The following is a 13,365-nucleotide window of genomic DNA, read 5'->3' on the forward strand; positions in this document are numbered from 1 at the left end:
AGGAGCCTTCAAAAATGTATCATTTTCTAAATTTTCTGTTTAAAAAGTGAAAGTTTTGAAAAGTAAATTGAATGTAAGTGTTAGATTTTTAGTGTTTTAGTGTTTTTGGGAAAATGTTACATAAATAAATGTTTTTGCGAAGTCCAAATTTAAGTTAAGATGAAGCACGTGTTAAATTTGGATTAATCAATTATAGATCATCACATGAACAAAAACACGGTATTAGCTTGGTCCTTTGTAGTGGCTTTAGGCGGATTTTTATTTGGATTTGATACAGCGGTTATTTCGGGAGCAGAAAAGGCCGTTCAGGAGCACTGGCATTTAAGTGAGTTTCAGCATGGACTGACAATGGCCATCGCCTTGATAGGGACAGTTGTCGGCGCAGCATTAGGTGCACTGCCTTCCGATAAATTAGGCCGTAAAAATACCTTATTTGCTGTTGCAGCCCTTTACTTTATTTCAGCGATTGGTAGTGCACTGGCGAATGACTGGACGATATTTATTTTATTCCGCTTTTTGGGTGGCATAGGAGTTGGTGTCTCTTCGGTAACGGCACCAATCTATATATCAGAAATCTCCCCGGCAGCATCGCGGGGTAAGTTGGTAGGGCTTTTTCAATTCAACGTTGTATTAGGTATTTTGATAGCCTATTTGTCCAATTATTTTATCGGTCAGGTTGGCGAAGAGTCCTGGCGCTGGATGCTGGGGGTACAGTGCTTTCCGTCGTTGTTATTCTTCTGTTTGATCTTCCTCATTCCGGAAAGTCCGAGATGGTTGCTGCTGCACGGGGGGAATTTGGCCGAGGCAACACGGATTATGAAAAAAATTAATTCGGATGGTTACGAGCTGGAGATTTCAAAAATTCAGGAGTCCAAAAACAAGTCCGAAGGAGAAGGCAAACTCTTCGTTCGCGAAAATGCCAAACCTATTTTATTGGCCTTTTGTTTTGCGCTGTTCAATCAAGTTTCAGGTATCAACGCGATTATATATTATGCGCCCCGTGTATTTGAAATGGCTGGTTTAGGCTCACAGAGTTCACTGCTTTCGACAGTAGGTATAGGGGTTGTCAATTTTATTTTTACGTTGCTGGCGATCAATTTCATCGATAAGGTGGGCAGAAGAAAATTAATGTTGGTGGGCTCGATCGGGCTGATTGTTTCATTAGCACTCGTTTCCCATGCTTTTTATACCAACCAAACGACGGGGTTTGCGATCACAATCTATCTGATGAGTTTCATTGCCTTTTTCGCATTCTCGCAAGGTGCGGTGATTTGGGTGTTTATTTCGGAAATTTTTCCGAACGACGTACGTGCCAAAGGGCAGACATTTGGTAGCTTGACACATTGGGTGATGGCGGCGATTATCACTTTTTGTTTTCCAGCCTTGACAGAAATGCTCGGCGGCGGCGGTACCTTTTTGATCTTTGCCCTATTTATGGTGCTGCAGCTTGTTTATGTGCTTAAGTTTATGCCGGAGACAAAAGGGAAATCATTGGAAGATCTTGGGCATACCATCAATCTGCATTAGTCTTTAGCTAGACTAGGCTAATAGGTGTCGGAGTAGCTATGACGCGACTGGCGCCTATCTAAAGTTATTTAATCAAAGACAATGTGATAACATGTTGTGTGTATCTATTGTCAACATTGAATTTAAAGGGAAATATAATAATCAATTTGTTACTTGGTTTTTGGTGCTCGGCCGAAGCTTCGTATAAAAAGGAGAAAATATGAAAAACGGAGATAAATCAATACAGGGTATTTGTTTTGGCGAGGTTCTTTGGGACAATCTTCCTACAGGTAAAAAATTAGGCGGTGCGCCTTTGAATGTGGCTTATCACCTCAATAAATTGGGGGTTACGACGCGTATGCTAACGCGCATAGGGCGTGACGATAATGGTTACGAGTTGCGTAACGTATGTGAAGATCTGGGTATCCCGACCGATTTCTTCCAGTACGATGACCTGTTACCAACTTCAACAGTAGAGGTTTCGATCGATGCAAAACGCGACGTGCATTACGATATCGTTTATCCTGTAGCTTGGGATAGAATAGCGGTGGACAATGTTGTTCTTGAGGCAGTTGCAGCGGTGGATTTTTTGGTGTATGGTAGTCTGGCCTGTCGGGATGAGGTAAGTTTTCAAAGCTTGCTATTACTGCTGGAAAAAGCCCGCTTCCGGGTGATGGATGTCAACCTGCGTACACCTTATTTTGGTCCGGAAAAAATACATAAACTGTTGGGATACGCTGATTTTGTGAAAATGAATGCCGAGGAACTGCATGTTATTTCCGACTGGAATGGCGCAACGGATGCCTATACCGATCAGCAGCGTGTGGACTTGATCATGGAGCGTTTTGCAATTCAGGAGGCAATAGTAACCTATGGTGCAGATGGTGCGGTATATCATTATAAAAAAGACAATATCAGTTATCATTTTCCAGCCTTGAAAGTTCAGGTAGAAGATACCATCGGAAGTGGTGATTCTTTTTTGGCGGCTTTCCTGACCAAAAGGTTTCAGATGCAGGAAGGTGTTCAGCTGGAGGAAGTACTGGAATTTGCGGCCACCTTAAGTGGATTTGTGACACAGAGCCGGGGGGCTTGTCCTGAATATAACGATGAGGTCATCAATCGATTCCAATGGTTGCATCCGATCTTCAATGGAGCTCAGAAGCAACAGTAGGTAAACTGCTTCTTTACGAAGCAGTTTACCCGCTATCATAATCAAATAATCAATCTAAATCATTAACCATTTACTTATAACCAATTATGTTTACAAGACAGAAAGCAATGCTGCTCCCGTCTTTGGCACTTTTTTCTGTTGTCGCATTTGCGCAACAGACTGAAATCCGGGGAAGAATTACGGATAGTGGGACAGCAGCACCTATAGTAGGGGCATCTTTAGTGGTGAAGGGAACCACAATAGCCACCAAGACAAATGAAAAGGGAGAATTTGTCCTTCAGACTTCGGGCAATCAGGGTACATTGGAAATAAGCTATGTCGGCTATGCCTCCCAGACGATTGCTGTAGCAGGAAGAAAGTTCCTCGATATTCAGCTTGCACCTACCGAAAAAGGGCTCGATGAAGTGGTCGTTACAGGATATCAAACAGAACGTAAGAAGGATTTGACAGGTGCAGTGAGTGTTGTTAATGTTGCTGAGATGATGAAAGCTCCGGAAAATAACCCGATGAAAGCACTGCAAGGAAGAGTAGCTGGTATGACCGTAACTTCGGATGGTAGTCCAAGTGGAGCGGCAACAGTGCGTATGCGCGGAATCAGTTCCATCAACAGTAGTCAGGATCCCTTGTATGTCATTGATGGAACCCCCACACAGGGAGGAATGCATGAACTCAATTCGAATGATATCGAAAGTATTCAGGTTTTAAAGGACGCTTCTTCGGCGAGTATCTATGGCTCGCGCGCAGCGAATGGTGTTATTGTCATCACGACAAAAAAAGGAAAGATGGGTGCCCCTAAACTTACAGTAGACGCCTATGCCACCAGTACGCATTTTAATAATCGCATGAAAGTGCTGGATGCCCAACAATATGGTCGTGCATTGTGGCAGGCCACCATCAATAATGGCGGAAACCCCAACGGAAATAATATTGGTTATCAGTTTGAATGGAATAACGACGCAAATGGCGTACCTCAGCTCAATACTGTTTTTGTTTCCAAGTATATCGACCGTGAACATACCATGTACGCTTCCGATACCGATTGGTTTAAGGAAGTTTCAAAACCGGGATTGCAACAATCTTACAATGCGACATTAAGCTCCGGGACAGAAAAATCCAGTTCCTTTTTCTCCTTAGGTTATTTGCACAATAATGGGACACTCCGTTACACGGATTTCCAGCGGATATCTGCCCGGATGAATGCCGATTATAAATTGTTTGATGGACGCTTGGTGGTGGGCGAGAATTTTACGGTAAACAATACCGGTGAAGTGCAGGTACCGGGCGATGTGCTTGACCTTTCGTTAAAAGCATTGCCCATTATTCCTGTCCATACAGTAGATGGAATAGGATGGGGTGGACCAGCATTGGGAATGAACGACCGCCATAATCCCATGCGTGTACTTTATGATAACCGGAACAATAAATATAATTATTGGCGGTTGTTTGGAAATGCCTATGCGGATCTACAGCTTATAAAAGGTCTGCATGTCCGCACCAGTTACGGTTTGGACTATAGTAATTTTTACAAACGTAATTTGGAAGTATCCTATCGTTCGGGATTTATGAATAGCAGCCGGAGTGGGGTTAATATGGAACAGTCCCATGGAATGAAGTGGACTTGGTCCAATACGGCGACATATCGGAAACAGATTGATAAACATACCTTAGATGTGCTTGCCGGTATGGAAATGAACCGTCAGAATGATATCAATTTTAATGCCTATACTGCCGGAGATGGCGCCTTTGCCATAGAGACACCTGAGTATATGTGGCCAGGTGTGAGTACGGGCACAGCGGCAGTAGGCGGTGGCTCTACGGGATTCTCGCTGTTATCCTATTTTGGAAAGGCCAATTATTCCTATGATGACCGCTATCTAGCTTCCTTCACCGTGCGGCACGATGGTTCTTCCCGCTTCGGTAAAAATAACCGCTTTGCAACTTTCCCGGCGGTAACAGCGGGGTGGCGGATTTCGTCCGAGCGTTTTATGGCAAGTACGAAAAACTATATTTCGGACCTCAAGCTGCGTGTTGGATGGGGGCAGACAGGTAACCAAGGTATAGGTAATCTGGCTACCTATGCGCTTTTCGTTCCCGAATATGGTGTTGCTGATCCGACATGGAACATCGTGGATGGCACAGCATACGATCTCTCAGGCGCAGGAACGGGAAAATTACCGTCGGGATATCGCAAAATCCAAACAGAAAACAATGACCTGAAATGGGAAACCACAACGCAGACGAATATCGGTTTGGACTTTTCATTGTTTAATCAAAGTCTCTATGGTTCGATTGACTGGTATGTCAAAGCAACCAAAGATATGTTGATCAATCCAGCCTATATCGGTGTGGTCGGAGAGGGTGGTTACCGTTGGGCGAATGGTGCCTCCATGGAAAATAAAGGTTTGGACCTATCGGCTGGATATCGCAATAAAACATCGTTTGGACTGGATTATGATGTGATGGCTGTGTTCTCTACCTATAAAAACAAGGTGACACATTTGCCCGAAGCGGTAGAAAACTCCTATGGAGGTCGTCAGGGAGATAATATTATCGGCCGGCCGCTGGGATCATTCTATGGCTATGTCACCGACGGTATTTTTCAGAATCAGGACGAAGTGGATGCGCACGTCAATCAGACCGGTAAGGGGATAGGGCGTTTACGTTACGTCAACGTCTATGATGCGGACAAACAGATTACGGATATGGACCGTACCTGGATCGGTAGTCCACATCCTGATTTTTCCTATAGTCTCAATATTGTGCTGAAATATAAAGGGTTTGACCTGTCGGCATACTTTCAGGGGGTACAGGGGATAGATGTCGAAAACTGGCTGAAAAAACAAACAGACTTCTGGAGTGTGGATGACGTCAATTCCAACAAAGGCCTGCGGTTGCTGAATGCATGGACACCACAAAATCCAACGTCCACGATTCCGGCCTTACAAACGACAAACAGCAATGACGAGGGCCGCCTGTCAAATTACTTTATCGAGAATGGATCTTATATGAAACTCCGGAATCTGTCTCTGGGCTATACCTTGCCAACAGCAACAGCCTCACGCCTGCGTATGAGCCGGCTAAGGATCTATGTCACCGGTCAGAACCTATTTACCGTTAAGTCAAAGAATTTTACAGGTGTAGATCCTGAAAATGTAGGCTGGGGGTATCCAATTCCAACGACCTGGACAGCTGGGGTAAATATTGGATTTTAAAAAGGTGAGAAATAAGGCTATACACTTATAAATAATTTATACGGATGAAAAAAATAACCACTAAAATAGCGATACTTATGGTTCTTGCTGGACTACTTCCAGGATGTACCAAATTTTTGGATCAAACACCCAATGGTGTGCTGAGCTCCGATCAGGTTAAAGAGCCAGAACGATTATTGACAGCGACCTATGCCGCTTTGGGCAATGATCATTATGATGTCCCTTTTAGCTTATGGCCCTATGGTACGGTTCGGTCGGACGATGCATATAAAGGCGGATCGGGACCACAGGATATCCAGACCTTTCATTTTCTTGAGGTCTCAAATAACATTACAACCAATTTCGCGGAGTTGGATAAATTGTGGTTTCAATTGTACGTTGCAATTTCGCGTGCCAATACAACAATCAAGACCATACAGGAAATGGACAATTTCGACGGGAAGGAAGAAAAACTGGGTGAAGCACGCTTTCTTCGGGGGCATTTTTACTTTATGCTCAAGATCCTTTTCAAATATGTGCCTTATATCGATGAAAATGTACCGGTAGACAGCTATGAAACCGTATCGAATAGAGCCCTAAGCAACGATGCATTATGGCAAAAGATTGTAGCGGATTTTCAATATGCGGTAGATCATCTTCCTGCTGTGCAAACGGAGGTCGGTCGGGCCAATCGTATCGCCGCTGCGGCTTATCTCGCCAAAGCTTACCTGTATAAGGGATACCGTCAGGACAATGCCGAACGTAATATGGTGACGGGTATCGATGCGGGAGATTTGGAAAAGGTTGTACAAAATACGGATATTGTGCTTTCATCGAACCATACGCTGGAAACCGACTTTGCATTTAACTTCTTGCCGGGCAAGTATGAAAATGGGACAGAAGCGCTGTTTTCAGTTCAGTTTTCAAAAGATGACGGGACAAAATTTGGGCGTGTTAATTTTTCTGATGTACTATCTGTACCTATGGGGCTGGGCTGTTGTGATTTCAATAAACCGAGTCAAAGCCTTGTCAATGCGTTTCGCACAACGGGTAAAGGTCTACCACTGGATAATTATAATGCGTTGAATAGCTTTAATACCTCCGAGAAGTACGATCCGAGGTTATTCCATACAGTTGCAATTCCGGGCTTACCTTACAAGTATAGTAGCAAAAGAACATACGAAGAAAGCTGGAATCGTAATCCGGCGGAGTATGCCGTTTACGCCTCGTTAAAAGAAAATGTTGATCCCGACTGTGATTGTTTCGTCCCCATGGTACCCTTCTATGCGAATACAAAGAATCGAATTGTATTGCGCTTTGCCGATGTGCTGTTGATGCGGGCAGAGGCGCTTATCGAGCTGCATCGTTCGATTGAAGCACTGCCATTGATCAATCAAGTGCGTACGCGCGCAAAAAATAGCACCTCACTTACGGGATATGCAAATGATAAAACGCTGATCGAAACGTACAAAAATGGAGATAATATTGTATGGACCGAAGAAAATGCCCGGAAGGCGTTACGTTGGGAAAGACGCTTGGAGCTTGCAATGGAAAATGGAAGATTCTTTGATCTGGTACGTTGGGGAATTGCAGACCAGGCCATGAATGCCTATTATGATGTAGAAAAGTCACGTCGATCTTATTATTCCTCGGCACATTTTACAGCAGATAGGAATGAATATCTGCCGATTCCCGAAGCACAGATCAGATTAAGTAAGTATCTGTACAAACAAAATCCAGGCTATTAAACAGGCATTTATTGTTGAACGATTAGCATAACCAATTATTCCAATGAACACATTAAACAATTATATAAAAGTAGGGATTGCCATCCTGCTTATCGGGCTTCTCGCTGCCTGCAAGCGTGATGCGGATAGTACACTCAATTTGAGTGCAGATGTAGATGTACTTTCTTTCAAGGTCGGCAATACCATTGGGAAAGTAGATCAGGCAAAAGGTACCATTCTTGTTATGGTTCCTGAAGGTACAGATCTTTCGGCGGTGGCTCCGACAATTGAATTGCCCAGTAATGCAAAGGTTTCTCCAGCTTCAGGCATCGCCCAGAATTTTTCATTTTCTGGCACAACACCGATTACTTACCGCGTTTTTAATGGTAATCTATTTAATACCTACCAGGTAACCGTCAAAGAAATCAAAGCAGAAATAACGGCATTCCGCATCGGAGAAAAAGCAGGGATCATTGATCAGAAAAATAAAAGCATTAAAATTTACCTACCCCTGGGGACAGACCTAAAGAATCTATCACCTGCGATAGAATTTACAGCCGGAGCAAGCATAACGCCCAATCAGAGTGGGCCCGTAGATTTAAGTTCCCCCATAAAATACAGCCTTGCGTATATGGGGCAGACTTTCCAATACACGGTAACTGCCCTATTGGGTACAGAACCCAAACAAATCTTTATGATTTATAATGGCGAAACCAGCGTTCCACATTTCGACGGGTTAGGGGTGAGTACGGTAGATTCACCTTATCCCAATCCGAAAACCACTGGAATTAATGCAACACCCTTCTGTGCGTCTTTTGTACGGGACAATAAAACTGGTGAAGGATGGCACGGTGGAGCGCTCTGGAATGCAAATAAAGTGACGATCAATCCGGCAGAATACGGGCGTTTCTCGATGATGGTATTGAAAGATGTAGCTGGTGATGTGCAATTGGAAATTCAATCGGATGGCGAACAGAATAAAGATTGGTTGCGTGCCAATTATTCGAAAGATCATGTCGGTGAGTGGCAAGAATTGGTTTTTCAGATTCCTGCCGGAAGAAAGGCTATCATTAACAATATACTGGTAATGCCACATGAGCATCCTAATGGACAGCCCGTGGCATTTCCTACCCAACGGATGTACTGGGACGAATTGAAGGCATTACCTAAAGAGTAATCGAATACAAACAAAACAAGTTATTATAAAAGCAAAAATGATAGCTAATCAGGGATTAATAGAAAGATTTAGATCATGAGACCAAAGATATATTTGCTTCCGACAGTATTCTTGCTAAGCTTGTTGACAAGTTGCAAGAATGGGGACGAGAGTTCGATAGGGCTGGATAGGCCCAAGGAAATACTGCCTGTGGATAGTTCTACGGCATGTATTTCGGGGCAGGAGGCGGGCCCCTATCAAAGGTTTTACAGACCCCAGCAGGGGTTTGTGGGCGATCCCATGCCTTACTACAATGCCAACGATAACAAGTTCTACTTGTTTTATCTGTATGAAAATGCCAACAGGCATCCGATTTATAGTACGCGGACAAATGATTACGGTACATTTGAGGGCTATACCGAAGTCTTGTCGTCGGGTGCCGTGGGGAGTCAGGATGAATGGATCGGAACAGGAAGTTTTATTAAAAAAGGAACATTGTATTACTGTTTCTATACGGGGCATAACAATGTTTTTACGCCTGCGGAAAAGATTATGTTGGCTACGTCAACTGATTTAATGAATTGGACCAAGCAACCAGCAATGGCGCTGCAGGCTGCAGCGGGCTATGATCAAAATAATTTTCGTGATCCACAGGTTTATTGGGATGAAGGCCGCAATGCCTACGTCATGCTAGTCACGACACGAAAAGACGGAAAAGGAACGCTGGCACGTTATCAGTCGACAGATTTAAGCAGTTGGTCTATGATTGAACCGCTCGCTGCGACCACAGGGACAGTAGAGAAATATGGAATCGAAACAGATGCAGAACTATTGGAATGCCCGGATCTATTTAAAATGGGCAATAAATGGTATCTCTTGTTTTCGCGGATCAACCGGGATGAACATCGTAAGACATTTTATCGTGTTGCGGATTCTCCGGATGGCCCCTGGATGATCTGTCGGGATGCCGAAGGACATCATGAAACCTTCGACGGACGCTATCTCTATGCGGGCAAAACGGCTAGCGACGGTACGACACGTTATCTTTCGGGATGGTGTTCAACCGGGCAAACAGTAAATAATAACAACGAACTGCCCTGGGCTGGAAATTTAATTTCACACCAGTTGGTTCAGGGAGCTTCAGGACGTTTATATCCTAAAATTCCGGAAGCCCTAAACAGTAAATTCAATAAGGAAGTCGCCTTTGAAAAACTGAGCAATGTTGGTCAAGTTTCCGAATCGAATAAAACCTATAGTTTGACGGCGCAATCGGGCGGAAGAAGTTATGCACAATTTAACCGGAATACTTCATCTGTTAAAATGACAATGACCATTGATGCTTCTCAATCCAGCAAATTTGGTTTTTCATTTGGTGCATGTAATGATCCGACCGAAGTGTATAGCATTGCTTTTGATCTGACTTCATCCAATCGTTGGAACATGCCAGCACTATTTATGAACAAGGAGGCACGCGATGGCGGCGGAAACAAAACAGAACTCAATTTTACGCCACTTACAGTACCGACCAATCGGATTTTTAACGTGAAAATTATTATTGAAAAATCGATTGGTATCGTATATGTGAATGATCGTGTTGCTTTTACCAACCGGATCTATAAAATGGATCAAAACCCTTGGACTATTTTCGCGGATCAAGGAACAGTAAAAGTGAATGGGTTGAAAATCGAAAAATCTTCCTGACAATTGAGACGATATTTGCCTATTGAAGCGAACAATAACCTAATTAGAAATGTAAACAAAAGAAAAATGATAAGATTAAAGAAATACGGTGTTTTAATGCTCCTGCTAGGTGTTTTTGGTACAAGTCTGGCACAGACGGGACAGCATAAACAAGGGGATCCCGAAGAGAAGTATCGCCCACTTTACCATTTTACCCCACAGCAGGGCTGGATGAACGATCCCAATGGACTGGTTTATCTGAACGGTAATTATCATCTTTTTTTTCAACATAATCCCGAAAAACCCGTTTGGGGGCCTATGCATTGGGGCCATGCGATCAGTAAAGATTTAATCCATTGGGACGAGCAGAAGATCGCATTGTACCCCGATAGTTTGGGGACTATTTTCTCTGGTAGTGCTGTAATCGATAAAGATAACACGGCAGGTTTTGGAAAAGGTGCTATGGTCGCCATTTTTACTCATCACAATCATCAGGAAGAGGATCGAAAAACAGGATTGCATCAAAATCAAAGTTTGGCTTATAGTTTGGACAAGGGCCTTACCTGGACAAAGTATACAGGCAATCCGGTATTGCCAAACCCTGGTATATGGGATTTCAGAGATCCAAAGGTGATGTGGCATGTGCATAGCCAACGTTGGATTATGACCTTGGCTACAAAAGATTGTATTACTTTCTATTCTTCCAAAGATTTGAAAACGTGGCAGAAGGAAAGTGAGTTTGGCAAAGAGGTGGGTGCCCATGGCGGTGTCTGGGAATGCCCTGATCTTATCCCCATGGATTACAAAGGAGCTACAAAATGGGTTTTGCTGGTGAGCATCAATCCAGGTGGACCCAACGGTGGCTCGGTGACACAATATTTTGTGGGTGACTTTGATGGGCATCAGTTCCGAACAGCAGATACTAAAATAAAGTGGTTGGATTGGGGACCCGATAACTATGCTGGCGTAACCTGGAGTAACCTAGGGGATAGGCACCTGATGATTGGCTGGATGAGCAACTGGCAATATGCCAATGTGGTTCCTACCACAAAATGGCGTTCCTCCTCAACCATACCCCGTGTTTTATCTTTAGGAAAAGTTGGACAGTCGTTCTACGTCGCGAGTACTGTGCCCAAAGAAATTGAAACTGCATTTCGACCACTAAAAAAATACCATGGCGGTGGAACGAAGGAAGTTTCATTCGAGCAACATCTCCCACAAGCGTATCGTTTGGACCTCAAAGATTTGAAGCAGCAGGCTTTTAAAGTCATCTTATCGAATGAATATGGCGACGAATTGGTTATTGGTTATCGTGAAGACCAAAATGCCTATTATATCGATCGTTCTAAGTCCGGTGAAGTGTCTTTTAATGGAGAATTTCCAAAGACAGCTTTGGCACAAAGGCTGCTAAATAAGGGTGCACTTTCTTTCAGTTTGTATGTTGATGTGAGCTCTGTGGAACTTTTTGCAGACGAGGGGCTAACGGTAATGACCAGTTTATTTTTTCCGAACAAGCCGATAACCAAGCTGCGTATCGTGGGAGATAAAAAGTTGGAGTTTCAGGAAATCGGTATTTCTGCATTTAAGAGATAAGAGCTGGATTTTTGCCATTAAAGCGATCCTTGATAAGACAAGGATCGCTTTATGCTTCGCTACTTTGTCTTATTTTCGAGATTCAAGTGTGCTGGCATTAGCGTGGGGAAAGTCCACGCAAAATGATTTTTTTTGTAAACTATTGGACGGTACATTGAAAGATACGGATCAAATTTCGATGTATGATAAATATCCTTCATGGCCTCAAAGAGATTGGAGGGCCAAACTCCTGCTGTCCGGTCCAGGATGTCAACGTCCGGATTTTTAAACCAAGGCCATTCAGTTGGATGTTGATTGTAATAATATAAATAGTCAAGGGCCTGCGTGACCGATTTTCCGTCCTTCGTGGCGGTAAATAGGTTTTCTCCGGTGGCATTGTGTATGCACCACATGGAGGCTGTCAATGGTGCTAATGAAAAGTAGGTGTACCATAAACCTTTCTCACCCCGTTTTACTTCCTCGATAAGATGACCATCAGCTGCGATCTTTTCAAAGAGATCAGCCTTGATTAAGGCTATTGTAAAAGAAAGCTCTTTTTGGTCATCAAGAAAGTTTGCCGAAAGTAGATTCGCAAACCTCGCCCAATCCGCAATATTATTGGATTTTTCGCGTAAGAAATGTGTCGCTTTTTGAAAGACATCGATGGTCCAGACCTTAAAATGATCATGATCTTTCTTCGCCCAAAGGGGATCGTTTTTAAGTAATTCGGCAGCAATCATCAATCCGGCTCCCGCATAAGAAAGCACAACTGGTCCGTCAAACTGACTGTATTTTTTATTGATTGTGGCCCAGGAGTTAATGAAATATAAGGCCTTGGATGCATATTTTTGCTCCCCGTTTAAGGTATAAACCAAGGCCGTACAATAGGCAGCAAAAGCATCCGCATAGAGCTTTTTTGCCATAGCACGTTGGCCTTCTTTATCGCTGTAAAAGCCGGGTACACTAAAATCTTCAACAGCATGATGGTCAGTCAATAAAAGAGAATCGGCCAGCCTAATCAACTGCGTGTATGCAGTATATACAGGTTCGGATTTTTTGTTGATTTGCGATTTCACATAATTGACCTGGGTAACTGGGTGCATTAAGGATTGCCCATGACCATGTGAAGGCCAAATAAATAGGCCGACTATAGACAAGGTCAATCCTATTTTTAAAAATTGAGTGGTTTGGGCCTGTAAGCCAAAAAATAGATATATGAAATTTTGCATGGTTCTAAATGGATACGTTTATCGATTGGTTTGATCGCTATGGGGGGATTAGCTACTGCAAATTAAGAAAAAAATAACATAAGTTAACTGGTGTTCAGAAATTTCATTTGAATTATTGCAGCGAAGTAATTAA

The 13,365-nt window shown here is 43.3% G+C and carries 8 protein-coding genes; 7 read left to right on the forward strand and 1 reads right to left on the reverse strand.

The genetic code is table 11. From position 1 onward, the window contains the following. Positions 1 to 204 precede the first annotated feature (204 nt). From ACHWSC_RS17530 to ACHWSC_RS17560, 7 genes are all read left to right on the forward strand, one after another. Complete coding sequence (locus ACHWSC_RS17530; RefSeq protein ID WP_394677624.1) at positions 205 to 1,527, forward strand: sugar porter family MFS transporter; 1,323 nt, start codon at positions 205 to 207, stop codon at positions 1,525 to 1,527. Between the two features lie 199 nt (positions 1,528 to 1,726). After that, on the forward strand, positions 1,727 to 2,677 hold the full coding sequence (locus ACHWSC_RS17535) for a carbohydrate kinase (protein WP_088160623.1): 951 nt from the start codon (positions 1,727 to 1,729) through the stop codon (positions 2,675 to 2,677). A gap of 86 nt (positions 2,678 to 2,763) precedes the next feature. Next, positions 2,764 to 5,889 carry a SusC/RagA family TonB-linked outer membrane protein gene (locus tag ACHWSC_RS17540; RefSeq protein ID WP_394677625.1) on the forward strand — a complete coding sequence of 1,042 codons (3,126 nt, stop codon included), beginning with the start codon at positions 2,764 to 2,766 and terminating at the stop codon, positions 5,887 to 5,889. Between the two features lie 44 nt (positions 5,890 to 5,933). Next, on the forward strand, positions 5,934 to 7,616 hold the full coding sequence (locus ACHWSC_RS17545; protein ID WP_313184409.1) for a RagB/SusD family nutrient uptake outer membrane protein: 1,683 nt from the start codon (positions 5,934 to 5,936) through the stop codon (positions 7,614 to 7,616). Positions 7,617 to 7,659: 43 nt separating this feature from the next. Next, positions 7,660 to 8,772 carry a hypothetical protein gene (locus ACHWSC_RS17550; protein ID WP_394677626.1) on the forward strand — a complete coding sequence of 371 codons (1,113 nt, stop codon included), beginning with the start codon at positions 7,660 to 7,662 and terminating at the stop codon, positions 8,770 to 8,772. Between the two features lie 75 nt (positions 8,773 to 8,847). Further along, entirely contained in the window at positions 8,848 to 10,452 is a 1,605-nt protein-coding gene (locus tag ACHWSC_RS17555) for a glycoside hydrolase domain-containing protein (RefSeq protein WP_394677627.1), read from the forward strand. Between the two features lie 66 nt (positions 10,453 to 10,518). Next, positions 10,519 to 12,024 carry a glycoside hydrolase family 32 protein gene (locus tag ACHWSC_RS17560; RefSeq protein WP_394677628.1) on the forward strand — a complete coding sequence of 502 codons (1,506 nt, stop codon included), beginning with the start codon at positions 10,519 to 10,521 and terminating at the stop codon, positions 12,022 to 12,024. Between the two features lie 59 nt (positions 12,025 to 12,083). Here the strand turns inward: ACHWSC_RS17560 and ACHWSC_RS17565 are convergent, their stop codons facing one another. Beyond that, positions 12,084 to 13,232 (reverse strand): alginate lyase family protein, encoded by a 1,149-nt coding sequence (locus ACHWSC_RS17565; RefSeq protein WP_394677629.1) that lies wholly within the window; start codon positions 13,230 to 13,232, stop codon positions 12,084 to 12,086. Positions 13,233 to 13,365: the final 133 nt, after the last annotated feature.

The sequence above is a fragment of the uncultured Sphingobacterium sp. genome (genome assembly GCF_964277905.1).
Lineage (GTDB): Bacteria > Bacteroidota > Bacteroidia > Sphingobacteriales > Sphingobacteriaceae > Sphingobacterium > Sphingobacterium siyangense.